The sequence below is a fragment of the Clostridium sp. M62/1 genome (assembly GCF_020736365.1).
Lineage (GTDB): Bacteria > Bacillota > Clostridia > Lachnospirales > Lachnospiraceae > Otoolea > Otoolea saccharolyticum_A.
This window is the reverse complement of sequence record NZ_CP085988.1, coordinates 3,614,650-3,640,000: the sequence shown is the minus strand read 5'-3', so window position 1 is coordinate 3,640,000 and position 25,351 is coordinate 3,614,650. Positions and strand designations below refer to the sequence as shown.

20 protein-coding genes, 8 tRNA genes, 1 rRNA gene and 1 pseudogene are annotated in these 25,351 nt (G+C 49.6%); 28 read left to right on the top strand and 2 right to left on the bottom strand.

The features are described from left to right. The first annotated feature begins 19 nt into the window (after window positions 1–19). From LK436_RS16890 to recJ, 14 genes and pseudogenes are all read left to right on the top strand, one after another. Window positions 20–2,905: ribosomal RNA gene (locus LK436_RS16890) — 23S ribosomal RNA — on the top strand. 120 nt (window positions 2,906–3,025) lie between these two features. Continuing rightward, window positions 3,026–3,098: transfer RNA gene (locus LK436_RS16885), tRNA-Asn, on the top strand. A 92-nt stretch (window positions 3,099–3,190) separates the two neighbouring features. Further along, a tRNA-Glu gene (locus tag LK436_RS16880) sits at window positions 3,191–3,262 on the top strand. An 8-nt stretch (window positions 3,263–3,270) separates the two neighbouring features. Next, window positions 3,271–3,343 (top strand) — tRNA-Thr (locus LK436_RS16875). 9 nt (window positions 3,344–3,352) lie between these two features. Continuing rightward, window positions 3,353–3,426: transfer RNA gene (locus tag LK436_RS16870), tRNA-Ile, on the top strand. A gap of 54 nt (window positions 3,427–3,480) precedes the next feature. After that, window positions 3,481–3,554: transfer RNA gene (locus tag LK436_RS16865), tRNA-Asp, on the top strand. A gap of 28 nt (window positions 3,555–3,582) precedes the next feature. Further along, window positions 3,583–3,655: transfer RNA gene (locus LK436_RS16860), tRNA-Val, on the top strand. A 30-nt stretch (window positions 3,656–3,685) separates the two neighbouring features. Continuing rightward, window positions 3,686–3,771, top strand: a tRNA-Leu gene (locus tag LK436_RS16855). Window positions 3,772–3,855: 84 nt separating this feature from the next. Further along, on the top strand, window positions 3,856–4,665 hold the full coding sequence (locus tag LK436_RS16850; protein ID WP_008399032.1) for a GNAT family N-acetyltransferase: 810 nt from the start codon (window positions 3,856–3,858) through the stop codon (window positions 4,663–4,665). Between the two features lie 146 nt (window positions 4,666–4,811). After that, window positions 4,812–4,885: transfer RNA gene (locus LK436_RS16845), tRNA-Arg, on the top strand. A 175-nt stretch (window positions 4,886–5,060) separates the two neighbouring features. Then, window positions 5,061–5,529: pseudogene (gene tnpA / locus LK436_RS16840) on the top strand (IS200/IS605 family transposase). A gap of 358 nt (window positions 5,530–5,887) precedes the next feature. Beyond that, entirely contained in the window at window positions 5,888–6,196 is a 309-nt protein-coding gene (locus LK436_RS16835) for a hypothetical protein (protein ID WP_227910106.1), read from the top strand. Continuing rightward, window positions 6,150–6,743, top strand: a complete 594-nt coding sequence (locus LK436_RS16830; protein ID WP_021966855.1) for a M48 family metallopeptidase — start codon at window positions 6,150–6,152, stop codon at window positions 6,741–6,743. Before LK436_RS16835 ends, LK436_RS16830 begins: the two co-directional genes overlap by 47 nt. 99 nt (window positions 6,744–6,842) lie before the next feature. Beyond that, the gene (gene recJ, locus LK436_RS16825; RefSeq protein WP_008399028.1) at window positions 6,843–8,552 is read left to right on the top strand and encodes a single-stranded-DNA-specific exonuclease RecJ; all 1,710 of its coding nucleotides are present in this window, start codon (window positions 6,843–6,845) and stop codon (window positions 8,550–8,552) included. A gap of 159 nt (window positions 8,553–8,711) precedes the next feature. Here recJ and LK436_RS16820 read toward each other — a convergent pair whose 3' ends face one another. Next, the gene (locus LK436_RS16820) at window positions 8,712–9,941 is read right to left on the bottom strand and encodes an argininosuccinate synthase (protein WP_015574561.1); all 1,230 of its coding nucleotides are present in this window, start codon (window positions 9,939–9,941) and stop codon (window positions 8,712–8,714) included. Window positions 9,942–10,211: 270 nt separating this feature from the next. Between LK436_RS16820 and LK436_RS16815 the strand changes: the two genes are divergently transcribed. From LK436_RS16815 to LK436_RS16800, 4 genes are all read left to right on the top strand, one after another. After that, entirely contained in the window at window positions 10,212–10,370 is a 159-nt protein-coding gene (locus LK436_RS16815; RefSeq protein ID WP_008399025.1) for a hypothetical protein, read from the top strand. Window positions 10,371–10,494: 124 nt separating this feature from the next. Beyond that, complete coding sequence (locus LK436_RS16810; protein ID WP_008399023.1) at window positions 10,495–11,823, top strand: substrate-binding domain-containing protein; 1,329 nt, start codon at window positions 10,495–10,497, stop codon at window positions 11,821–11,823. A gap of 143 nt (window positions 11,824–11,966) precedes the next feature. Further along, window positions 11,967–13,475 carry a sugar ABC transporter ATP-binding protein gene (locus LK436_RS16805; RefSeq protein WP_008399022.1) on the top strand — a complete coding sequence of 503 codons (1,509 nt, stop codon included), beginning with the start codon at window positions 11,967–11,969 and terminating at the stop codon, window positions 13,473–13,475. A gap of 18 nt (window positions 13,476–13,493) precedes the next feature. Continuing rightward, on the top strand, window positions 13,494–15,149 hold the full coding sequence (locus LK436_RS16800) for an ABC transporter permease subunit (RefSeq protein ID WP_008399021.1): 1,656 nt from the start codon (window positions 13,494–13,496) through the stop codon (window positions 15,147–15,149). 386 nt (window positions 15,150–15,535) lie between these two features. Here the strand turns inward: LK436_RS16800 and LK436_RS16795 are convergent, their stop codons facing one another. Beyond that, window positions 15,536–16,711 (bottom strand): IS110 family transposase, encoded by a 1,176-nt coding sequence (locus LK436_RS16795; RefSeq protein WP_044930339.1) that lies wholly within the window; start codon window positions 16,709–16,711, stop codon window positions 15,536–15,538. A 387-nt stretch (window positions 16,712–17,098) separates the two neighbouring features. Between LK436_RS16795 and LK436_RS16790 the strand changes: the two genes are divergently transcribed. From LK436_RS16790 to LK436_RS16745, 10 genes are all read left to right on the top strand, one after another. Continuing rightward, on the top strand, window positions 17,099–17,374 hold the full coding sequence (locus LK436_RS16790; protein ID WP_008397206.1) for a hypothetical protein: 276 nt from the start codon (window positions 17,099–17,101) through the stop codon (window positions 17,372–17,374). A gap of 102 nt (window positions 17,375–17,476) precedes the next feature. Continuing rightward, window positions 17,477–18,202 (top strand): AzlC family ABC transporter permease, encoded by a 726-nt coding sequence (locus tag LK436_RS16785; protein ID WP_008397207.1) that lies wholly within the window; start codon window positions 17,477–17,479, stop codon window positions 18,200–18,202. Between the two features lie 33 nt (window positions 18,203–18,235). Continuing rightward, entirely contained in the window at window positions 18,236–18,559 is a 324-nt protein-coding gene (locus LK436_RS16780) for an AzlD domain-containing protein (RefSeq protein ID WP_008397208.1), read from the top strand. A 107-nt stretch (window positions 18,560–18,666) separates the two neighbouring features. After that, on the top strand, window positions 18,667–19,533 hold the full coding sequence (locus LK436_RS16775) for a bifunctional 5,10-methylenetetrahydrofolate dehydrogenase/5,10-methenyltetrahydrofolate cyclohydrolase (protein WP_021966857.1): 867 nt from the start codon (window positions 18,667–18,669) through the stop codon (window positions 19,531–19,533). Between the two features lie 202 nt (window positions 19,534–19,735). Further along, window positions 19,736–20,482 carry an SIMPL domain-containing protein gene (locus LK436_RS16770; protein WP_227910104.1) on the top strand — a complete coding sequence of 249 codons (747 nt, stop codon included), beginning with the start codon at window positions 19,736–19,738 and terminating at the stop codon, window positions 20,480–20,482. A gap of 86 nt (window positions 20,483–20,568) precedes the next feature. Continuing rightward, a complete protein-coding gene (locus tag LK436_RS16765; protein ID WP_021966859.1) occupies window positions 20,569–21,003 on the top strand; it encodes a DMT family transporter in 435 nt (144 codons plus the stop codon). A gap of 113 nt (window positions 21,004–21,116) precedes the next feature. Then, window positions 21,117–21,911 carry a helix-hairpin-helix domain-containing protein gene (locus tag LK436_RS16760; RefSeq protein WP_008397212.1) on the top strand — a complete coding sequence of 265 codons (795 nt, stop codon included), beginning with the start codon at window positions 21,117–21,119 and terminating at the stop codon, window positions 21,909–21,911. 22 nt (window positions 21,912–21,933) lie between these two features. Further along, on the top strand, window positions 21,934–22,632 hold the full coding sequence (locus LK436_RS16755; protein ID WP_008397213.1) for a response regulator transcription factor: 699 nt from the start codon (window positions 21,934–21,936) through the stop codon (window positions 22,630–22,632). Window positions 22,633–22,866: 234 nt separating this feature from the next. Beyond that, window positions 22,867–23,355, top strand: coding sequence for a GNAT family N-acetyltransferase (locus tag LK436_RS16750; protein WP_008397215.1), 489 nt, complete (start codon window positions 22,867–22,869; stop codon window positions 23,353–23,355). Window positions 23,356–23,393: 38 nt separating this feature from the next. Further along, window positions 23,394–25,322 (top strand): DUF6320 domain-containing protein, encoded by a 1,929-nt coding sequence (locus LK436_RS16745; protein ID WP_008397216.1) that lies wholly within the window; start codon window positions 23,394–23,396, stop codon window positions 25,320–25,322. Window positions 25,323–25,351 lie beyond the last annotated feature (29 nt).

The following is a 25,351-nucleotide window of genomic DNA, read 5'->3' as shown; positions in this document are numbered from 1 at the left end:
CCCGCGGAGGAAGTCAACTGGTTAAGCTAATAAGAGCGCAGGGTGGATGCCTTGGCACTAAGAGCCGATGAAAGACGTGATAAGCTGCGAAAAGCTTCGGGGAGGAGCAAATATCCATTGATCCGGAGATCTCTGAATGGGGAAACCCGGCTGGAAGAACTCCAGTCATCCATACGCCAATCCATAACGTATGGAAGGGAACCCGCTGAACTGAAACATCTAAGTAGGCGGAGGAAAAGAAAGAAACATCGATTCCCAAAGTAGCGGCGAGCGAAATGGGAAGAGCCCAAACCAGCGTGCGTGCATGCTGGGGTTACGGACTGCACAAGTGAGCCGATTTGTTAATGGAACGGTCCTGGAAAGACCGGCCAGAGAGGGTGAAAGCCCCGTACATGAAAGCAATAGGCAGCGGCAGGATCCAGAGTACCACGAGACACGTGGAACCTTGTGGGAAGTCGGAGGGACCACCCTCCAAGGCTAAATACTCCTTAGTGACCGATAGCGCATAGTACTGTGAAGGAAAGGTGAAAAGAACCCCGGGAGGGGAGTGAAAGAGAACCTGAAACCCTGTGTTTACAAGCTGTGGAAGCACGTTAAGGTGCAACCGCGTACTTTTTGTAGAACGGTCCGGCGAGTTGCGGATGCTGGCGAGGTTAAGTACTAAAGGTACGGAGCCGAAGCGAAGGCGAGTCTTAACAGGGCGTCAAGTCAGCATGTGCAGACCCGAAACCGGGTGACCTATCCATGTCCAGGTTGAAGTTCCCGTAAAAGGGAATGGAGGACCGAACGCACATCCGTTGAAAAGGGTGGCGATGAGGTGTGGATAGGGGAGAAATTCCAATCGAACCCGGAGATAGCTGGTTCTCCTCGAAATAGCTTTAGGGCTAGCCTCGTATTAGTTTAGCGGAGGTAGAGCACTGAATTTCCTAGGGGGCGTCAAAGTCTACCGAAGAATATCAAACTCCGAATGCCGCATAAATGATGTACGGGAGTCAGACTGCACGAGATAAGTTGGGTAGTCAAAAGGGAAAGAGCCCAGACCTACAGCTAAGGTCCCAAAGTGTGTGTTAAGTGGAAAAGGATGTGGGATTTCGAAGACAACTAGGATGTTGGCTTAGAAGCAGCCACACATTCAAAGAGTGCGTAATAGCTCACTAGTCGAGAGGTCCTGCGCCGAAAATGTCCGGGGCTAAAACACAACACCGAAGCTTAGGAATCCTAAGGGATTGGTAGAGGAGCATTCTATACGGGAGGAAGCAGTACCGATAAGGAGCTGTGGACTGTATAGAAGAGAGAATGCCGGAATGAGTAGCGAGATGGAGGTGGGAATCCTCCAGGCCGAATATCTAAGGTTTCCAGAGTAAAGCTGATCTGCTCTGGGTAAGTCGGGGCCTAAGGCGAGGTCGAAAGACGTAGTCGATGGACAACAGGTTGAAATTCCTGTACCACATATCATCAGAACTGTGGGGACACAGAACCGGAGGAAAACCCGGGAATGAAAAGACCGGGGCAAGCAGAGGACTGGTCAGGCTGGCAAATCCGCCTGGCAACAGGAGACTGTGACGCGTACCGAACAGAAGTAGGGAAGTTTCCGTAGGGGCTGTCGAGAAAAGCCGCTATTGTGTGATATGTGCCCGTACCGTAAACCGACACAGGTGGATGAGGAGAGAATCCTAAGGCCGGCGGGAGAAGCATTGTTAAGGAACTCGGCAAAATGACCCTGTAACTTCGGGAGAAAGGGTGCCATCGAAAGGTGGCCGCAGAGAATAGGCTCAAGCAACTGTTTAGCAAAAACACAGGTCTATGCAAAACCGTAAGGTGAGGTATATGGGCTGACGCCTGCCCGGTGCTGGAAGGTTACGAGGAGAGGTTAGGGAAACCGAAGCTTTGAATCTAAGCCCCAGTAAACGGCGGCCGTAACTATAACGGTCCTAAGGTAGCGAAATTCCTTGTCGGGTAAGTTCCGACCCGCACGAAAGGCGTAATGATTTGAGCGCTGTCTCGACAATGCACCCGGTGAAATTGAAATACCAGTGAAGATGCTGGTTACCTGCGCCAGGACGGAAAGACCCCATGGAGCTTTACTCTAGCTTGATACTGGGATTCGGTACTGCATGTACAGGATAGGTGGGAGACGAAGAAGACGGGACGCCAGTTTCGTCGGAGTCGCTGTTGGGATACCACCCTTGTGGTACTGGGTTTCTAACCAGCTGCCGTGACCCGGCAGTGGGACAATGTCAGGTGGGGAGTTTGACTGGGGCGGTCGCCTCCGAAAGGGTATCGGAGGCGCTCAAAGGTTCCCTCAGAATGGTCGGAAACCATTCAAAGAGTGCAAAGGCAGAAGGGAGCTTGACTGCGAGACCGACGGGTCGAGCAGGTACGAAAGTAGGACTTAGTGATCCGGTGGTATGAAAGTGGGATTGCCATCGCTCAACGGATAAAAGCTACCCTGGGGATAACAGGCTTATCACTCCCAAGAGTTCACATCGACGGAGTGGTTTGGCACCTCGATGTCGGCTCATCGCATCCTGGGGCTGAAGTAGGTCCCAAGGGTTGGGCTGTTCGCCCATTAAAGCGGTACGCGAGCTGGGTTCAGAACGTCGTGAGACAGTTCGGTCCCTATCCGGCGCGGGCGTAGGATATTTGAGAGGAGCTGTCCTTAGTACGAGAGGACCGGGATGGACTGACCTCTGGTGTATCTGTTAGACTATCAAGTCTATGGCAGAGTAGCCAAGTCGGGACGGGATAAACGCTGAAGGCATCTAAGCGTGAAGCCCCCCTCAAGATGAGATATCCCATACGCAAGTAGTAAGACCCCTTGAAGACGACGAGGTAGATAGGGCAGAGGTGGAAGTGCAGTAATGCATGGAGCTGACTGTTACTAATCGGTCGAGGGCTTAACCAAGAGGTTGGGTAGGAAGGATGGAAGGTAGGAAGAAGAAGGAAAAGCGGAAGTTCAATGTGTGGTTTTGAGGGTATGTATGAATACCCCAGATACCGGAGAGAAAGAATCCGGGGGAAGTAATCCTCCTTAGCTCAGTCGGTAGAGCATGCGGCTGTTAACCGCAGTGTCGTTGGTTCGAGTCCAACAGGGGGAGTTTGATACCTATTGATGATTCGAAGTAGATGAGCGTGAGCGAAATTTACGAGATGTTAGGAGCGAAACAGTGGAAGCTGTGGAGTTAGATAAGGCCCCATGGTCAAGCGGTTAAGACATCGCCCTTTCACGGCGGTAACACGAGTTCGAATCTCGTTGGGGTCATTAAATGTGCCGATGTGGCTCAATTGGCAGAGCAGCTGATTTGTAATCAGCAGGTTATCGGTTCGAGTCCGATCATCGGCTCTTTTATTTGGACCTTTAGCTCAGTTGGTTAGAGCAACCGGCTCATAACCGGTCGGTCCTGGGTTCGAGTCCCCGAAGGTCCACTGACACTGAACTAAAGAAAACAAATAAGTGTAAAACAAAAATACTGAAGATCTGGCCCGGTGGCTCAGTTGGTTAGAGCGCCGCCCTGTCACGGCGGAGGTCGTGGGTTCGAGTCCCATCCGGGTCGCTTGGTGAAAACCAAATATTATTTATCTGGGGTCTTAGCTCAGCTGGGAGAGCATCTGCCTTACAAGCAGAGGGTCATAGGTTCGAGCCCTATAGGCACCATTCATCTGTAAAGAAACAGATGTGGGAAAAGCCGCAGTGGCGGAACTGGCAGACGCACAGGACTTAAAATCCTGCGAGGGTTAAACTTCGTACCGGTTCGATTCCGGTCTGCGGCACGACAGAGAGCTTCAAGTGCAGAGATGCATTTGAGGCTTTTTTTGTATACTTGAGACGCAGATGAATGTTGAGGAGAAGTTCAAATGGTGACAGAGCTGAAAGGAAACGGGCTGAAAAGAGCAGCCGATCTGTTTTGGGGATGGGATGATACCATGATATGGTCCTGCCTGGAGGGGGAAATGGGAAGGGCCTATGCTGTTTTGAGACACGAAGAAAGGAAGAGAAAGAGCCTTGGAGAAAAGCCTTACATAGCCTCTGCTAAGCTGGATATTGCCGATTTTTGCTTTTATGGCGGGGAGGCGAGCGAAGAATTAGTTCTCCACAGTAAAGATATCTATGAGGCAGGCTTTAAGATACTGGTTCCTCAGAATAGGGACTGGGAGCTTCTGATCGAACGGATTTATGGAGACAGGGCGGTCAGGCGGGTCCGATATGCCTTTCAAAAGGACAGAAACTGTTTTTCCATAGAAGAGCTGGTAAAAATGGCAACGAGACTGGAGGAAGGATTCTCTATAGAGGAGATAGGGGAGAGGACCTTCAGGGAGGCGGCCGGGCTGCCATGGGCATGCGACTGGGGCGGACAGTTTAAGGGATACAGGGATTACAAAAACAGAGGAATAGGAGTGGCTGTGCGGTATAAGGGAGAACTGGTGGCAGGAGCTTCTTCATATACTGTCTATTCCGGGGGGATCGAAATACAGATCGATACAAGAAAAGATTACAGGAACAGAGGGCTGGCATCCAGCTGTGGGGCTGCGCTGATTTTAAAGTGTCTGGAAAGAGGACTCTATCCAAGCTGGGATGCGGACAATGAAATTTCCGCCCATCTGGCCAGACGCCTCGGGTACAGGTTTGAGCGGGAATATCCGGTCTACAAAATCGGATTGACGTAAAGGCTTCCGGTTCTCAATGGCAGTGTGCCTTTTCAGGATATGATGAATCGATCAGAGAATAAAAAATTTTTCAAATAGTTGTTGACAATTTGAAAAAACTGGTGTAGAATAACATTCGTTGTTAGGGAAACAAATCACTAACAGATGTGCGTGTAGCTCAGCTGGATAGAGCACTTGGCTACGGACCAAGGTGTCGGGAGTTCGAATCTTCTCACGCACGGACAGAGGCATCTATCTTCGGATAGGTGCCTTTTTTGTATCAGGAAAACCACGCGATAGTCGCGTGGTTCTATAGGAGCTTTAGCGATGTATTCAGACAAAAAAACTCCTAATGTGTATAATAAAAACGTGACCTGCCAGTTACGTAAATAAAAACACATTAGGAGGACTGTATCATGTCAGAACAAAATACAGACGTAAAAAGTTTAGCACATACAAAATGGAATTGCAAATATCACGTGGTATTTGCCCCCAAATATCGGAGAAAGTATTCTTTAACGAAAAGAGAGAGCAATAAGGGACATTATTAGGACGTTATGTCAATGGAAGGGAGTAGAAATCATAGAAGGAGAAATATGCCCAGATCATGTACATTTACTGCTTAGTATCCCACCCAAAATGAGCGTTTCGGGATTTATGGGATATTTAAAAGGGAAAAGCAGTTTAATGATATTTCAGAGATTTGGAAATATGAAGTTCGCATACCGAAACCGCGAGTTTTGGTGTAAGGGATACTATGTCGATACAGTAGGAAAAGACACAGTAGCAATAAAAAAATATATAGCCAACCAGCTAAAACAAGATCAGGAAATGGATCAGTTAAGTCTATTCGATCCGCGTGACCCGTTTACGGGTAGCAAGTAACCCCACGCGTGGCTGGCAGGCCAAAAAAAAGACGCACTTGTGCGTAGCTAGTGGTATTAGGGCTATGCCCGAAAAGGAAAAACCACCCGCTATGCGGGTGGATAATTATTGCATGAACAGACGCTCTTCGTTATTCTGGTCTCAAATCAGAAAGCAGAATGGGACATACGAAGCCGATGCATGCAAAGCTGATGAATACGAAGGTGATTTATATAAATAAAACTGATTCATATGAGAACGATGCATGTATGTCTGGCTGACAGAAAGAACGATGCATTATGCCCGGCTGACAGGAGAGCTGTTAATTGGGAAACCACCTGTAAGAAAGCAGTTTGAGATAGAAAGGAAGGACAGAAAGATGCGGATTGTTGCAGTGAATATGAAGGAGATGCAGAGTGAATCAGAGGTTTTTGATTTTCTGAAAAAAGAACTCTGTTTTCCGGAGGAGTTCGAGGGAAGCATGGATGAGCTGTATGCAGAGCTCCTTGGGCTGGAAGAAAATGTGTGCGTGGAGATTTTGAGGCCGGAGACGGACTCACCTTTATTTAAGTTCGAGAAAGAAATGGAAGGTGTGATGGAGCGTGCTGCGCAGACAGTCGAATTTAAAGAAGACAGAATGTATGCAGTTTTTGCAGATTACCAGTACATCGAGAAGAATCCCTGGTAAGGAGGGCGAAGACAGAATCCCCTGTCTTGTGGTGCGGTCGGACAGGCGCACCATGGCCCTTCAGGTAAAGCCGGACGGGCAGGTGGTAATCCGTGTCCCCAGGCAGGTCAGCGTGGAGCGGGCCATGGAATTTGCAGGAAGAAATCAGGAGTGGATTCTCGAAAACAGAGAGAGGGCCCTTCAGCTGGAAGCTCAGAGACCGGCATACTCAGACCGGGAGATAGAGCATTTCAAGAATCAGCTCCGCCCTGTTCTGGAACAGCGCCTGGCGTATTTCTCCGAACAGATGGGTGTTTCCTATGGCCGGGTGTGCATCAGAGATCAGAAGACGCGGTGGGGAAGCTGCAGCGCCAGAGGAAACTTAAACTTTAACTGGAGGCTCTGTCTGGCGCCGCCGGAGATTCTCGACTATGTGGTGGTGCATGAGCTGGCTCACCGGAAGGAGATGAATCATTCCAGGCGTTTCTGGGACATTGTAGAAAATGTCCTTCCTGACTGCAGGGAGAGAAGAAGGTGGCTCAGGGAGAACGGAAGACGGCTCGGGTAAAAGCCGGCTTGCGGCAGGCAAAGAGGTCTGTGATTCTGAGAGGGATTTATTGCGATTTGAGCAGGCGCAGCTGCCAAAGATACAGAGAGGAGAGCAGGGATGGCAGAGGAAATTTGGATGCTTCAGACGAAACGGGCTGATTTTGGGGTGATTGCCGAGCGGTTTGGAATCGATCCGGTGACCGCCAGAGTGATCAGAAACCGCGGAATCGAGGGGATGGAGAATATAGAGCGGTATCTGTATGGAAATCTGGACGGCCTGTATTCCCCGTGGCTTTTGAAGGATATGAAACCGGCTGTAGAAATTTTGAGGCAGAAAATTACAGCGGGAAAGCGGATTCGGATAGTGGGAGACTACGATATTGACGGCGTCTGCTCTACCTATATTCTGTATACAGCGCTCAGGCGCCTTGGCGCAGAGGCAGATTATGCGATCCCTGACCGCATTAAGGATGGATATGGAATCAATGAATCCATTATCAGGGAGGCCCATGAGGATGGGATCGACACAATTCTGACCTGCGACAATGGGATATCGGCCTTTTCACAGATCAGCCTTGCCAAAGAGTTCGGCATGACTGTGATTGTGACCGATCACCACGAGGTTCCCCTCGACGCAGAGGCGGAGGTGATTCCGCCGGCTGACGCTGTCGTAAATCCGAAACAGAGAGACTGCAGATATCCATTTCCGGAAATCTGCGGGGCCGTGGTGGCATACAAGCTGGTGGAGGCTCTCTATGAGGAATACGGGATTGCGCGGGAGGAATGGCTGGACATGCTGGAATTTGCAGCCATTGCAACAGTGGGAGATGTGATGAGGCTCCAGGATGAAAACAGAATCATTGTCAAATACGGGCTCCGCAGGATGGCAGAAACGAAGAATCTGGGGCTTAAAAAGCTGGCGGAAAAGAACAATCTCGATTTGAGTACAATAACGGCCTACCACATCGGATTCGTCATCGGTCCCTGCCTGAATGCCGGAGGCAGACTTCAGACGGCAAAGCTGGCCCTGTCCATGCTTCTCGCGGAAACGGAAGACGAGGCGGAAGCCCTGGCTCAGGAGCTTAAGAGCTTAAACGATATGAGGAAGGATATGACAGAGCAGTGGACGGCAGAGGCAAAGCTTTTGGCTGACACCCGGTACAGGGATGACAAGGTTCTGGTTGTATTCCTGCCGGAATGCCACGAATCTCTGGCCGGAATTATCGCGGGAAGGCTCAGGGAATACTGCCAGAAGCCGGCGCTCGTGCTGACCAGAGGAGAGGAGGCTGTGAAGGGCTCCGGACGCTCCATAGAGGCTTACCACATGTTTAAAAAGCTGTCTGAGGTTAAGGAGCTTCTTCTCAAGTTCGGAGGGCATCCGATGGCAGCCGGGCTCTCGCTTCTGGAAGAAAACATCGAGCCGTTCCGGAAGGCTCTGAATGAAAATTCCGGCCTGACAGAGGAGGATTTTAAGGCAAAGGTGTGGATCGACGTGCCGATGCCCATTGACTACATAAAGGAGAGACTGGTGGAGGAGCTTAAAATTCTGGAGCCCTTTGGCCAGGGAAATGAAAAGCCCCTGTTTGCCCAGAAAGGGGTTAGAATCAGGAGCTGCCGGGTAATCGGGAAAAATAAGAATGTGGTAAAAATGGTTCTGGAAGGGCAGGGAGGACGGGCCATGGACGGAATGCTGTTTACAGACGGCCTGGCCTTCGAGGAAGAGCGAAATGGGCGGAGAATGCTCGACATCGTATATTACCCTGAAATCAATGAATACAACGGCAGCAGAAATATCCAGGTGGTGATACGCAGGTACAGGTTCTGTTAAGGTTTCTAATAAGATCCTGATAAGATCCTGTGATCTGGGCAGGTGGAGAGAATCACCGTTGAAAAAACGGGGGGAATGAAAGAAAAAAAGCCGGAGGGAACGGTACAGAATGACTCTGTATGCTCCCTCTGGCTTTTCTGTTTCCTGTATTTTTTTATTTTATTTTCCGTTCTGGCCCTCGAGCTCTGCCATCTTCATGGCCCGTACCTTGAGCGGCAGTCCGAACAGAGTGATAAAGCCCTCTGCATCGTGGTGGTCGTAGAGTTCGCCTGTAGTGAAGGAGGCCAGGGACTCACTGTAGAGAGAGTAGGGGGAGGTGGTTCCGGCCTTGATGATATTGCCCTTGTACAGCTTGAATTTTACCTCTCCGGTTACATACTCCTGCGTCTTTTCCACAAAAGCCTGAATGGCCTCACGCAGCGGGGTGAACCACTTTCCTTCATAGACAATCTGAGCGAATTTGTTTCCCATATCTTTTTTGACCTCCATGGTAGCCCGATCCAGCACAAGTTCTTCGAGCTGAGCATGGGCCTCCATTAAAATCGTGCCTCCCGGTGTTTCATAGACGCCGCGGGACTTCATGCCCACTACCCGGTTTTCCACGATGTCGACGATTCCGATTCCGTGTTTTCCGCCCAGCTCATTTAAACCGCGGATAATATCGGAAACCTTCATAGCCTTTCCGTTGAGGGAGGTGGGAACGCCCTTCTCAAAGGTCATAGTGACATACTCCGGCTCGTCAGGAGCTTTTTCCGGTGTCACGCCGAGAACCAGCAGGTGCTCATAGTCAGGCTCGGCAGCAGGATCCTCAAGCTCCAATCCTTCGTGGCTGATGTGCCAGAGATTTCTGTCGCGGCTGTAGCTGGAGTCTGCGGAGAAGGGAAGGTCGATGCCGTGGGCCTTGCAGTAGTCGATTTCATCCTGACGGGACTGCATGGTCCATACGTCTGTCATTCTCCAGGGGGCAATAATTTTCAGATCCGGGGCCAGGGCTTTGATTCCCAGCTCGAAGCGGATCTGATCATTGCCTTTTCCCGTCGCACCGTGACAGATGGCAGAGGCTCCTTCCTTTCTCGCAATCTCCACCAGTTTTTTGGCGATGCCGGGGCGGGCCATGGAGGTTCCCAGCAGATATTTGTTTTCGTAGACTGCACCTGCCTGAACACAGGGAACAATATAGTTGTCACAGAAGTCATCCACAATGTCCTCGATATAGAGCTTTGACGCTCCGGACAGCTTTGCCCTCTCCTCCAGACCTGTGAGTTCTTCACCCTGTCCGCAGTCGATGCAGCAGCAGATCACCTCGTAATCGAAATGTTCTTTGAGCCATGGAATAATAGCGGTCGTGTCAAGTCCGCCGGAATATGCCAGGATTACCTTCTCTTTCATAATCGTTTCCTCCTCATATATGTTCGTCATGTTTTCTGCCTCAGGGCAGACACTGCAATCAGTACGGATGATACAGTCCGGGCAGAAAGGCTGCCGGTATCGGATTGCATAAATATTATATCAATAAACATAAATATACATCTAAAAAGGAATAAAATCAAGAGAAAAATGCATATCCAGGTTAAAAAAAGAAAAGTGCAGTGAATAATATGCATTATTCTGAAGGCGATTCAGAGGCCGAAAAAGTACAGGGATAGGGGAAAGCAGAGAATGGAACAGAAGGAAGAGCAGAAGGAAGAACAGAAGGAGGAAAAGAAAGAAGAACAGGAGGAACAGGAAACAGAACAAAAAGCGAAGGGCCTGAAACGGGAAAAGGGGAGTCTTGGGGATTGTGCACAGATACAGGTGAAAAATCACAGGATGAATTGAATATTAAACAAAAATTGTGGAATATTCTATGTACTTTTTCCCTAAAAGGTTTATAATATAAAACATCAGATGTGTTGGAAATGCACATCAAATCAAGTGAACATTTTCAAGGGAGGAATCAATTATGAAGAAAAGAGTTCTGGCACTGTCCATGGCTTCTTTAATGGCTTTCGGACTTGTAGGCTGCTCAGGCGGCTCATCTGAAACAGCTCAGACAACTGCAGCAGCAGGCTCTGAGGCAGCAGGAGAGACAACTGCGGCAGGAGATACAGGAGCCAAGGCAGATGCTGAGGTGGCAAACAAGGACAAGCCATTAGTATGGTTCAACCGTCAGCCATCCAACAGCTCCACAGGAGAGCTTGACATGAACGCTCTCAGCTTCAACGACTCTACATACTATGTAGGTTTCGATGCAAACCAGGGTGCTGAGCTTCAGGGAACCATGGTTAAGGAGTACATTGAGAAGAACATCGACACAATCGACCGCAACGGCGACGGCATCATCGGATACGTTCTGGCAATCGGTGATATCGGACACAATGACTCTATCGCACGTACAAGAGGCGTTCGTAAGGCTCTCGGCACAGGCCTTGAGAAAGACGGCGCGATTGTCAGCGATCCGGTTGGTATCAATACAGACGGAACTTCCACAGCAGTTCAGGATGGTTCCATCGAAGTAAACGGAAAGACATACGTTGTAAGAGAGCTGGCTTCCCAGGAGATGAAGAACTCCGCAGGAGCTACATGGGATGCAGCTACAGCAGGCAACGCAATCGGTACATGGGCTTCTTCTTTCGGAGATCAGATCGATGTTATCGCTTCCAACAACGACGGTATGGGAATGTCCATGTTCAACGCATGGTCCAAGGACAACAAGGTTCCAACCTTCGGATATGACGCAAACAACGATGCAGTGGCAGCTATCACAGAGGGCTACGGCGGAACAATCAGCCAGCACGCTGACGTTCAGGCTTACCTGACACTCCGTGTTCTTCGCAACGGTCTTGACGGCGTAGATATCGACACAGGTATCGGTACACCTGATGAGGCTGGAAACGTTCTCTCCGACGATGTATATGTATACAACGAGGACGAGCGTTCCTACTACGCATTAAACGTAGCAGTTACAGCTGACAACTACCAGGATTTCACAGATTCCACAAAGGTTTACGAGCCGGTATCCAACCAGTTAGACGCAGCTTCCCATCCGGAGAAGACCGTATGGCTTGACATTTACAACGCTTCTGATAACTTCTTAAGCTCCACCTATCAGCCGCTGCTTCAGAAGTACGATGATCTTCTGAACCTGAAGGTTGACTACATCGGCGGAGACGGACAGACAGAGTCCAATATCACAAACCGTCTTGGAAACCCAAGTCAGTATGATGCGTTCGCAATTAACATGGTTAAGACAGACAACGCAGCTTCTTATACAGCTTTACTGAGTCAGTAATATCTGGTGAAATAAGAGAGGGCAGGCTATTAGGGAGAAGAAATTCTCCCTAATGCTCTTTTAAGACTGGTAATGCCCGGCAGAAAATATAAAAGTAAACGCTGGTCAATCACTATATCAAATACATAACAGGAGTAAGAATAATGGCAGATAAGAAAGATGATATCGTCTTATCAATACGCGGTATGAGCAAGTCCTTCGGCCGAAACAGGGTTCTGGATCACATCAATCTGGATGTGAAGCGCGGAACCGTCATGGGCCTGATGGGCGAAAATGGCGCCGGTAAGTCGACAATGATGAAGTGCCTTTTCGGAACATATCAAAAGGATGAGGGCAATATCTTCCTTGACGGCAAGGAAATCAGCTTTTCCGGACCGAAAGATGCTCTTGAAAACGGTATTGCAATGGTTCACCAGGAATTGAATCAGTGTCTGGAGAGAAATGTAATTGATAATTTATTCCTTGGACGTTATCCGGTTAATTCCTTAGGTGTAGTTGATGAAGGCCGAATGAAAAAGAAGGCATCAGAGCTGTTCAGAAAGCTGGGCATGACAGTGAATCTTACACAGCCCATGAGAAATATGTCCGTATCCCAGAGGCAGATGTGCGAGATTGCAAAGGCTATCTCCTACAATTCAAAGGTAATTGTTCTGGATGAGCCGACTTCCTCTCTGACAGTTCAGGAGGTTGACAAGCTCTTTGAAATGATGAGAATGCTGAAGGAGCAGGGAATTGCTCTTATCTATATTTCTCATAAGATGGATGAAATTTTTGAGATCTGTGATGAGATTTCTGTGCTTCGTGACGGTAAGATGGTTATGACGAAGAAAACCTCAGAGACAGATATGAACGAGCTGATTGCAGCCATGGTTGGCCGTTCACTGGAGAACAGATTCCCGCCGGTGGACAATACGCCAAAGGATGTGATTCTGTCCGTTCAGCACCTTTCTACAAAGTTTGAACCCTACCTTCAGGACGTTTCATTCGATGTCCGGGAGGGAGAAATTTTCGGACTATACGGTCTGGTGGGAGCAGGACGTACAGAGCTTCTGGAAACGATGTTCGGTATCCGTACCAGAGCGGCAGGGCGTGTCTATTTCAGAAACCGCCTGATGAATTTTAACAGCGCAAAGGAAGCCATAGAGCACGGGTTTGCATTGATTACCGAGGAGCGTAAGGCGAACGGGCTCTTCCTGAAGGGAGACCTTACCTTTAACACCACGATTGCAAACCTGGATCAGTATAAGGTAGGTATGGCGCTTTCCGATCAGAAAATGGTAAAGGCTACTGCACAGGAGATTAAGATCATGCATACGAAATGCATGGGACCGGACGATATGATCTCAAGCCTTTCAGGAGGAAACCAGCAGAAGGTCATCTTCGGAAAATGGCTGGAGAGGAGTCCTCAGGTATTCATGATGGACGAACCGACCAGAGGTATTGATGTAGGCGCAAAGTATGAGATATACGAGCTGATTATCAAAATGGCAAAACAGGGAAAGACCATTATTGTTGTTTCCTCTGAGATGCCGGAGATTCTGGGAATCACAAACCGTATCGGAGTTATGTCAAACGGTCATCTTTCTGGAATTGTCAACACAAAGGAGACAAACCAGGAGGAGCTTTTAAGACTCAGTGCAAAATACCTATAATGAGGGAGATTGGTAGATATGGCAGTTGAAAACAGTAAGATACTTACGGCTGAGCAGGAGATGAAGCTGCGCCAGCCAATAGAGGATTATGTCGGCAAAATTCAGGAGAAGATCGACAGCCTCAGAGCAGACGGAACAGATAAGGTCCTTTCCCTTCAGAATGACATGGATGTAGTGAAAAAGGATCGTATCTTCACGAAAGAAGAAAAGGATGCCAAAATTGCCCAGCTTAAAGCTGAACTGGAAAAGGCAAAGGCAGTTGAGGCTAAGAATAAAGATGAGATTTCCAAACTCATCGCAGATGCTGAAGCTTATTTAAAGGAGCATTTTGTCAAGGATTACTATCAGCATGTGGTGGAGAGCTGTAAGCTGGAAAAGGTTCAGGCTCAGGAAAAGTACCGCAGGCATGTTGAAGAGCTTGAGAAGCAGCATAAGGATATTTTATCCAAGATTACAGATCATCAGGAGATTAAGGACGAAAAGTATGTTCATAAAAACAGGCTTTTCGATGCCAAGATGGAGCTTGAGAAAGATTTCCAGCAGATTAAGGACAGAAGACATGCAGCATTTGCATACAGGAATCACCTGATCGACCTTCTGCGTATGTCTAAATTTACCTTCGCAGAGACCATGGCAGAGAAATGGGAGAACTACAAGTACACCTTTAACCGCAGGGCGTTCCTGCTCAGAAATGGTCTGTACATTGCAATCATTTTAATTTTCATTGCTCTGTGCATCATTACTCCAATGGTAAAGGGCGTTCCGCTGCTTACCTACAATAACGTGCTGAATATTCTTCAGCAGGCTTCTCCGCGAATGTTCCTGGCTCTCGGCGTTGCAGGCCTGATCCTGTTAGCTGGTACAGACCTTTCCGTCGGACGTATGGTTGGTATGGGTATGACAACCGCAACCATTATCATGCACCAGGGAATCAACACAGGTATGGTGTTCGGACATGTATTTGACTTCACCTCTTTACCTGTTCCTGTGAGAGTCATCTTCGCGTTATTCATGTGCGTGGTTTTATGTACCTTCTTCACAACGATTGCCGGCTTCTTCACTGCCAAGTTTAAGATGCATCCGTTCATCTCAACGATGGCAAACATGCTTGTAATCTTTGGACTTGTTACATATTCCACAAAGGGTGTATCCTTCGGTGCGATCGAATCCTCAATTCCGGGAATGATTATTCCGAAGATTAACGGATTCCCAACCATTATTCTCTGGGCAGTAGCAGCAGTGATTATTGTTTGGTTTATCTGGAATAAGACCACATTCGGAAAGAACCTGTTCGCTGTCGGCGGAAACGCAGAGGCGGCAGCAGTTTCCGGTATCTCTGTATTCCGTGTGACCGTGGGTGCATTCATCCTGGCTGGTATTCTTTACGGCTTCGGCTCCTGGCTGGAGTGTATCAGAATGGTGGGTTCCGGTTCCGCAGCTTATGGACAGGGCTGGGAGATGGATGCCATCGCAGCCTGCGTAGTCGGCGGTGTATCCTTCACAGGCGGTATTGGTAAGATTTCCGGTGTCGTAGTTGGTGTATTTATCTTCACCGCTCTGACATACTCTCTTACAATCCTTGGTATCGATACAAACCTTCAGTTCGTATTCTCAGGTATCATTATCCTTTCAGCTGTAACGCTTGACTGTCTGAAGTACGTTCAGAAGAAGTAATAGCTGACAGGGACAAAGGGGCTGACAGACAGCCGGCCTGACTGACTGACAATGAAATAAGGAATGTTTAAGGACTGCTGTAAACTCAGACCGGCAGGGCACAGATTGGATTTATAGTTTTTTATGAATCTAAGACGTGTGCTTTGCCGGGCGGGTTGCAGCAGTCTTTTTTATATAGCAGGAAACCACGTTTCCTGCTATATAAAAAACGCTCCGCGAGGATCGCACTGCGGCGAAAAGACTAACTATTAAAAGTCAAGTCTAAAATGAAGACTTTTGAATGAATTGCGGGAACGCATTTCATAGATCGTTGTACCTTGAAAATCGCACGACAAACAGAGCATCGGATATCGGTGCTCTAAAAGAGTGTTATAGGGCAGAAAAAGTTATGCCGTTTTTATGTAAGGTTTGCCGGATTTTTCCATTGCGTAAATTAACCGTACAAGTTTCTTTGCGGCGTGGGTGATGGCGACGTTGTAGTGTTTCCCTTCAGAAATCTTCTTCTGAAGGTATGCACCGAAAGTTTCATCCCATTGGCAGACGTATTTGGTGGCATTGATCAGAGCAAAACGTAAATAGCGCGATCCCCGTTTCTCCATGTGGGAATAAGAGGATTCCATCTGCCCGGATTGATAGGTAGATGGAGAAGCTCCGGCATATGCCAGGATCTTATCCGGCGAATCAAAGCGGGAGAAATCTCCAATCTCTGCCAGGATCATGGCGCCCATGCGGTAGCCTATTCCTGGAATGGTCAGGATGGGAGAATGGATTTCATCCATGATCCGTTTGATTTCGGATTCAATTTCTGAGATTTCGGAATCCAGTTCACCAATTAGCCGGAGTGTGTGCTTTAATTCCAGAGATTTGGCAGGCATGTTGGAACCGATGGAGGCTCTGGCAGCATTCCGTATTTCAATCGCTTTCTCCCGGCTGTAACGGCCTTTTGAAGCGTTTTCCAACCGCTTCGTCAGGTGTGTCAAATGGCAGGAGGCAATCGTTCCGGCAGAAGGAAACTCGGAAAGAAGGGCGTAGATAGAAGCGATATGAAGCGAAGGAACAAGTTTTTCCAATTCTGGAAAGAGAATGGTAACAAGCCTGGAAACAGACTGTCTAAGCTGAGCGCGTTCCTGAACCTTACGAAAACGATAACGGGTGAGTGACTTTAACTCCTCGTTATGGTATGATGTATCTGAGTAGGACTTCAGGTTCACGTCAGACATGAGCATCAAAGCAATGGTTCGGGCATCAACCTTATCTGTTTTCGTCTTTCTAAGGCTGAGACTTTTTCTGTAAAGATTTGTGTGGAGCGGATTGATAACGAAGGTGTGGAGACCTTTGTCAATAAGATAACCGAGCAGGTTGTAAGAGTAGTGTCCAGTGGCCTCCAGTCCTACTTTTATATTGGACACATCTGAAGAAGAGGATTGAATCCTGGAAAAAAGAACATCAAATCCATCCCGGTTATTCTGAATGGTAAAAACCGGAAAAAGGACTTTGCCATCTGAATTGGTGATAAAGCAGTCATGCTTATCCTTAGCGACATCAATTCCAACGTAGATCATAAGAACACTCCTTAGTAATAGATTTAGATACTGTTTAGGACCACAGAGCTCTCTGCGCTTGTAACCTCGTTCTAAATCAACCGTCATGCGGTATCTAACTGATTAACAACGATACAAAGAGACTGTGGTTGGAGCCTTTCCGTAACCATCAAGTGGTAGGAAAATGAAACCAATCCACAGTATCTCCAAACAGTATAGCATACAGACCTTGGAGAGGGTCTATAAACACTACTACTATATAATACGAGGAAAATGTCGCTTTTGCGGCCCGCCGCAGGCGAAGAATCCTGCGGAGCAGGATTCTTTATTATTCCTTCTTCTTGAAATAAACCGGGCGGAAGTGTAAACTGAGAGGGACAGCCGTACAGGAAAAGAGGGAAAAAGAGAATGATTACAAGACAGAGTGTGATGCCGGTCAATTTCCTTAAAAAGGAAAACTTTACAGGGAGCGAGCGGGGAATGAGATACAGGATGGAAAAGGGGGAAGCTGACGGGGAGGAAGCGCTGGTGGTCACGGTATGGCCCGAGCCCTATGGGTTTGATGCCACCCCTGAAGAGCAGAAGACGAGGGCTCAGTTTGCTTTTTCAGAGGAGGGAATCGAGGCTGGCGTGCAGTGGCTCAATGAGATGTGGGCTCAGAAATTCGGCAGCGGGGAAAAATGACAGAGGAGAAAACAGATGCGCTGAGGATTAAGTGTGGACATTTTGAGCGGTTGGCGATATAATACGTACTTATTGAGTATTTAAAGGCGGCTTGAGTGAAATATGAACTGGAAAAGAGATTTTAAGAAAGGGCTGAAAGCCGGAATCCCCATCGGTCTGGGCTACATTCCGGTTTCTTTTACGTTTGGTTTTCTGGCAGTTTCCGGAGGACTTCCCGTCTGGGTGGCAGTGGTGATCTCGCTGACCAATCTCACCAGCGCAGGACAGTTTGCAGGGACGAATCTGATCTTTGCGGGGGCGGGATATTTCGAGGTGGCGCTCACCACCTTTGTCATCAATATCCGGTACATGCTGATGTCGCTTTCACTGTCCCAGAAGCTGGACAAAAAGACAGGGACTCTGGAACGGCTGGTGATGGCCTTCGGAATTACAGATGAAACATTTGTGGTCGGCTCTCTGCAGACAGGGGTTTTGACTGCTCCCTTTATGCTGGGACTTATCTCCATGCCTATAGTGGGATGGAATCTGGGAACGCTTCTGGGAGGCTGCATTTCTACGATCCTTCCCCAGGCACTCCAAAATGCCATGGGAATCGCTCTGTATGCCATGTTTATCGCCCTGATTATTCCGGCGGCGAGAAAATCGTTTCCTGTGCTTTTTGTGATTCTGACGGCAGTGGCTGTGAACTGTGCAGTGAAATATATACCGCTGTTTGCCTTTGTCTCAGACGGGTTCAGAGTAATTATTGCCACAGTGGCGGCAGCGGCGGCCGGAGCCTGGGTATTTCCAAGCAGGGAAGAGGAACATAAGGAGAGGGAGCTCTCCTAGAGAAAGGAATCAGAAATCAGGAGGTAGAGGAAGATGGAGATGGAGAGAGTTCTTATCTGTGTGGCGCTGATGGCTCTTGTGACTTATATTCCAAGGGTGCTTCCAGTTACGATTTTCAGAAAACAGATTCAGTCGCCCTTTATCCGTTCCTTTTTGGACTATACACCTTATGCAGTGCTGGGGGCACTGACGTTTCCGGATGTATTTTTTTCCACAGGGCATATTCTTTCTGCAGCCGGAGGTACGGCTGTGGCAGTATATCTGGGCTACAGGGGAAAGAGCCTGGTGGTGGTAGCGCTTGCCGCTATTTTGGCCGTATATCTGCTGGAACTGGCGGCCGGAGCGGCTGTTCTGTGAAAATGTATGAAAAGCAGGAGGCGGACAGGATACTTTTAAGTGCAGGCTGCCGGGATACAGGCGGGCAAATGTAAATGAGAATGACATCAGAGAGCAGAGGAGAAAACATGATTACATTACGAGGAGCAGAGGTTTCTGAGAAACTGAAGGTACAGGTGCAGGAGGGGCTTTCAGAGCTGGGACGTATCCCGCGCCTTGCGATTGTCCGTGTTGGGGAGAGGCCCGATGATATTTCTTACGAAAAGGGCGCCGTTAAGAAGATGGATGCTTTCGGGCTGGAGGTGGTGAAGTATACCTTTCCGGAGAATATAAGCGATCGGGAGTTCAAGGCTGCCTTTCGGGAGATCAACGAGAACCCGGATGTGGACGGCATCCTCGTCCTGAGACCGCTGCCTGAGCAGATCGTTCAGGAGGATATTGACCGGATGATCCATCCGCTCAAGGATCTGGACGGCATCTCGCCGGTGAACATCGCAAAGGTGTTCAGCGGAGATAACACAGGGTTTGCACCCTGCACGGCTGAGGCGGTTATGGATATCCTCCGCCTGAATGATATTCCTGTAGCCGGAAGGCGCGCTGTGATTGTGGGCCGGAGTATGGTGGTGGGACGGCCTTTGGCTATGCTGTTTTTGCAGGAGAATGCGACGGTGACAGTCTGCCATACCAGAACTGTGGATCTGCCGGAAATCTGCCGGAGCGCCCAGATTCTTGTGGCAGCTGCCGGATGCGCCAAAATGGTGGACAGGACGTATGTGGGAGAGGGAGCTATTGTAGTGGATGTGGGTATCAATGTGGACGAAAACGGCCATCTGTGCGGCGATGTAGATTTCGAGGACATCAGAGAACAGGCGTCTATGGCTACTCCTGTGCCGGGAGGGATCGGTTCGGTGACCACCGCAGTGCTTGCAAAGCGCCTCGTGAACGCGGCTCTGGCACAGGCCCGGGCGGAGAGAGAAACGAATGCAGGCTTATAGAGCTGGGTTTTAGAAATCTGACAGCAAAGCTTAAGAGAAAAGAAAAGCATCTATTCTGTTTTTTTTGTATAATAAATTCAGAATAGATGTCTTTTTATTATGCAGGAGCAGCCGACAGAAGGGAAAGGTGCTTTGAGGGAAGGGGGGAAATGGAGAAGAGGAAAAGACAGATAAGATGAACCATGCAGAGAGGAAGGATTTTATGAAAAAAAGAGGGATGATTGCTGCCGCAGTTCTGGCCGGCGCGCTGGGAATCACTGCCTGCGCAGCGGGAACCGCAGGAGGGACAGTGACCGTGGAGACTGCAAAGTCTCATATTATCAATGTGAACAGTTCAGAGACCGTTACGGCTGAGCCGGATATCGCGCAGATTCAGCTGACGGTCTACTCCCAGGCAGAAGATGCCAAGGCCTGCCAGACGAAAAACAGTGAGGATCTGCAGCGTGTGATTGAGGCGCTGAAAGCCCAGGGGATTGAAGAGTCCTCCATTCAGACAGCCAGCTTTGGGCTGAATCCGGTATATGACTGGGATTCGGGAAAGACTGTTACCGGCTATGAGATGAGTTCCAGAGTAACCGTAAGGGATATCCCCATTGACAATGCGGGAACTGTCCTGAAGGCAGTCGTGGAGGCCGGGGCCAATCAGATTGACTCGGTGTCCTATCTGTGCAGTACCTTTGATGAGAAATACCAGGAGGCCCTGAAGATGGCCATTGAGAGCGCAAAGATCAAGGCTCAGGCCATGGCTGAGGCAGGCGGCTGTCAGCTGGGAGCTGTGATAAATATAAATGAGCTGAGCTCTGATCAGCAGCCGCGCTATACGAAGGCTTCCAACCTTATGATGGAAGCGGAGGAAGCAGGCCTTGCGGCAGATACGGGAAGCATCGATGTGATGGGCGGAGAAATCGAAATCGAAGCCAATGTAAATGTGGACTTTTCCATCCAGTAGTTCATGGCGGGAAAAGCGGGAAACCATACATAAAAATCTCCATGGCGAGGGATACTAGAGGTATCTTAAGCCATGGAGGTTTTTTTATGTGGGGATTAATCGTGGCCCTTGCATCAGGGGCTCTGATGAGCATTCAGGGAGTGTTTAATACAGAGGTGACAAAACAGACGAGTGTGTGGGTGTCTGCCGGATGGGTACAGGCCTCAGCCTTTCTCACCTGTGTGGTATTCTGGCTGTTTTCGGGGCGCGACAGGATTGGCGGGCTCATGCAGGTGACGCCTAAATATATGCTGATTGGTGGTGTCCTGGGAGCTCTTATTACCTACACAGTGATCAAGAGCATGAGCGCTCTGGGTCCGGCGAAGGCTGCACTTCTCATTGTGGTGGCCCAGATCCTTGTGGCGTATGGGATAGAGGTGCTGGGACTGTTCGGCGTGGACAAGGCAGGATTTGAGTGGAGAAAGGCCATCGGGGCAGCCGTGGCGATTGCAGGGATTGTGATCTTTAGGTGGGAAAGCTGACAAACCTGCTTTGAATGGACGATTTAGTGCTTGTGTTTAAACGGGGTTTTAGGTAGAATAGGGGTACAGGCATAACAGTATCTTCCGCCAGACAGACGGGAGGTACGATACATATGAAGAATGGGAAGCTGAGAGACAGGATGAAAGTGATCCTGGCTGTTATATGTGTGCTTGCAGCCGGCATATGCTATATCGGAAGCCGGTATGTCCGGCCGGAGGAGAACCGTGTCCGTGAGGAGCAGTTTGTTCTGGACACAGAGGAGGAAGATACCTTTCTGACAGATGAAGGCGATACCCGAAAACAGGACGACAGCATGTCTGAGAGCCGGAAGGACAGGGATGCCGGGGTTGGGAGTCAGGACAGCGGGAAAACGCAGCAGCCTTGCGGGGAAGAGACAAAGACTCAGGGGAGCAGCAAAGCCCGGGAAGAGTCAGTTTTTGTCCATGTCTGCGGCGAGGTGGTTTTTCCGGGAGTCTATGAGATGCCGGCGGGAAGCCGTGTCTACGAGGCAGTCGAGATGGCTGGAGGCTGTACGGAAAACGGGGCCGCCGATTACCTGAATATGGCTCAGGAGGTCAGCGACGGAATGAAGATTCAGGTTCCGGACAGGGAGGAGGCAAAGCGTCTTTCAGAACAGCAGCCTGGGCTGGGAGCCGGAATTTCAGGCGGCCAGACAGCCGGGACTGGCTCCGGACAGGGCCAGGCAGCCGGGCAGGTAAAGGTCAATATCAACACAGCTTCCAGGGGGGAGCTGATGACTCTGACCGGGATCGGGCAGGCCAGGGCCGACGATATTATCCGTTACCGTCAGGAGCATGGCAGCTTTAAAAGGATTGAGGATATCATGAAGGTCTCTGGAATTAAGGAGGCTGCATTTCAGAAGATAAAGGACAGTATCACGGTATAGGACGTGGTGAAGAGGTGGGAAAATGGCGAAGGTCTTAGTGGTAGATGATGAAAAACTGATTGTGAAGGGAATCCGTTTCAGCCTTGAGCAGGAGGGAATGGAGGTAGACTGTGCATACGACGGCGAGGAGGCAATCGAGATGGCCAGGGAAAAGGAGTACGATATTGTGCTTCTCGATGTGATGCTTCCAAAGCGGGATGGATTTGAGGTGTGCCAGGCAATCCGGGAGTTTTCGGAGATGCCGATTATTATGCTGACCGCCAAAGGCGGAGATATGGATAAGATTCTGGGGCTGGAATACGGCGCAGATGATTATATAACAAAGCCGTTTAACATATTGGAGGTTAAGGCCAGGATCAAGGCCATTATGAGGCGGAGCACACGCCGTTCCAGGAAGGATGCACAGCCCCAGAGCCGGACCATAACGGTTGGGGAGCTGAAGCTGGACACAGACAGCAGGAGAGTTTTTATCGGGGACAGAGAGATTAACCTGACGGCAAAGGAGTTTGATCTGCTGGAGCTTCTGGTCTGCAATCCCAATAAGGTATACAGCAGAGAGGAGCTTTTAGGATACGTCTGGGGAAATAAGGCGGCGGGAGGCGGAGATGTCCGCACTGTGGATGTCCATGTGAGAAGGCTCAGAGAAAAGATTGAGCCCAGTCCAAGCGATCCCAAGTATGTCCACACGAAATGGGGCGTGGGATATTATTTCAGAGCTTAGGCGTCAGAGAGAGGCCTGTGTCCCGATGCTGGATGCAACAGGAGATAGGTACAGCGGAAGTATAAATTTCAAAGGGGCCGGTTTTCCGGCACCTGAGCCCGGCTTTGCCGGGTTTTCTCTCTGTAAGGGGGCTGTTTGGAATGGCGGCAGCCCTGACAGGGGAAGCCATTTTCTGATAGGAGGAAGCAGGATGAGGCCGGAAAAGAGCAGATTCTGCGAAAGAGAGGAGAAACAATGGATATTGTAATAAGGAAGGTAAAACCGGAGGATTTAGAAAGGGTGACTGCAGTGGAAGCAGAATGCTTTCCGGAAGCTGAGGCAGCGGGAAGAGACGCTTTCCGGGCCCGGATCGAGGCATTCCCGGACAGCTTTCTGGTGGCGGAGAAAGACGGACAGCTGGTGGGCTTTATCAATGGATGCGTTACGGACGAGAGAACGATCCGGGATGAAATGTATGAGGACAGCAGTCTTCACAGGCCGGACGGCAGATATCAGAGCGTATTTGGCCTGGACGTGATCCCCCAGGAGAGAAGGAGGGGAATTGCAGAGCTTCTGATGAGAACTCTGATAGAAGACGCCAGAAAAAAAGGAAGGGCGGGAATGATCCTTACATGCAAGGACAGGCTGATTCATTACTATGAAAAGTTCGGCTATGTAAACCAGGGGCTGTCTGAGTCTGTCCATGGGAATGCTGTCTGGTATGATATGCTTCTGGAGTTTTAGGAACTGTTCATCCGTGCAGGAGCCAGAGAGGAGTTTTCATGAGGCGGCACAGAGAAAGAAAGCAGATTCAGGGAGCCGGATGGAGGCGGCTTGACAATACGGGAAAGCTGTTTGCCATGGTAACAGGAGAGGATCTAAGCAATGTGTTCCGCGTCAGCGCGGTTTTAGACAGGGAGATCTCGCCGGAGGGCCTTCAGAGGGCGCTTATGAGAACCCTTCCGGAGTTTGAAGTGTTTCGTGTCAGGCTTCGGCGCGGTTTTTTCTGGTACTACTTTGAAACAAATACGCGGGAACCGTCTGTGGAGCAGGAGACGGCCTTTTTATGTAAATATATTGAACCTCAGGGAAATCAGATGTATCCCTTTCGGGTCAGCTATTTTGGAACCCGGATCAATTTTGAAGTGTTTCATGCCCTCACAGATGGAATGGGGGCCATGAATTTCCTGAAGAGGCTGGTGGAAATTTATCTGGAGGAGGATGTGCCCGGGGAAAAGCCGGGGGCAGGGCCGGAACAATCCAGAACGGCAGAATGCCCGCGAAGCATATCCCGGGATGAGATGTGCACGGTGAAGGAGAAGGCAAGGGGCCGCGCTTCTGACAGCTATCTTCTTCATTACCGGAAACGGGAACACAGAGGGTATGGCGGCAGGAGCGCCTTTCAGCTTCGGGGGAAATGGCTTCCTCTTGGCCAGACCGCTGTCTATCACGGATATGTGGATCTGAACCGATTTAAAACTCTCTGCAGGCATGAGGGGGTCAGCATGACGAAGTACCTGGCTGCGCTGCTCCTCTGGTCAGTCATTCAGGTCTATCTGGAGGGCAGGACAAAAAGGGAGCCGGTAGCTGTTAACCTTCCCATTAATCTGAGGGCATTCTTTGAGTCAGACACGCTGGCCAATTTTTTTGCAGTCACAAATATCTCATTTCCGGAGGAGAGACAGCCGGAAAATTTTAACGAGGTTCTCTCGGAGGTCAGCCGCCAGATGGATGAGAAGATTGTGAGGGAGCGCCTGGAGGAGACCATCTCCTACAATGTTTCCAGGGAGAAGAAGTGGTATGTGAGAATTACGCCGCTGGCCCTTAAAACGCGGATAACCAGGCTGATTTTTCTGAGAAATACCAGAGCCTATACGCTGACGCTGTCCAACCTGGGGGCTGTGGAGATGAAGGAGGGACTCCGGGACAGTATCCGCGATTTTCACGTGATCATCGGAGTCTCAAAAAAGCAGCCGGTGAAGTGCGGAGTGGCCGCTTTTGGGGATAAGGTAGACATAACATTTTCAAGCGCGTCCCAGGACAGAAGGCTTCAGGACTATTTCTATGGCTGGCTGGACGAACAGGGGGTTTTGACAGGAAGGGAGGAGAACGGGGTTGTGGCCTCCCCCTATGCTCGGGGAAATTACCCCGAGGCTGCGGCCGAGACGGGGAGAATCAGAAAGATGATGCCATGGTTTTACGGGACCTTGTTTATCATCGCCGCTGTCACAGGGATTGCCAATGCAGCTACCTATCGCTGGCTGGGGCGGTGGTGGTCTGTGATAACCATTGCAGGAATAGCCTATGCGGCCATGACTGTGCGTTTTTCTCTGCTCAGAAATTCCAATCTGGCGGGGAAAATATTCAGGCAGTCGCTTGGGGCCATTGCAGTTCTTGTGCTGATTGACTGGAACCTGGGATATGAGGGCTGGGCATTTAACTATGCTGTGCCAAGCCTGCTGCTGTTTGATGTGGCGGCTGTGGGCGGACTGATGACAGTGAACCGGCTGAACTGGCAGAGCTATTTTATGTACCAGATTGTCATCACCATTTTCTGCCTCATTCCTCTGGCACTTTGGGGGGCAGGTCTGGTGACGCGCCCATTTCTGTCCCTTCTTACTGCGGGAGCAGCCCTCATTCTGCTTTGCACTACGGTGCTCGCCGGCAGCAGGAGCGTACTGCGGGAGCTGAGGAGAAGGTTCCATCTGTAGAGAGATAAAAGGGAAAAATCAAAAGGGGG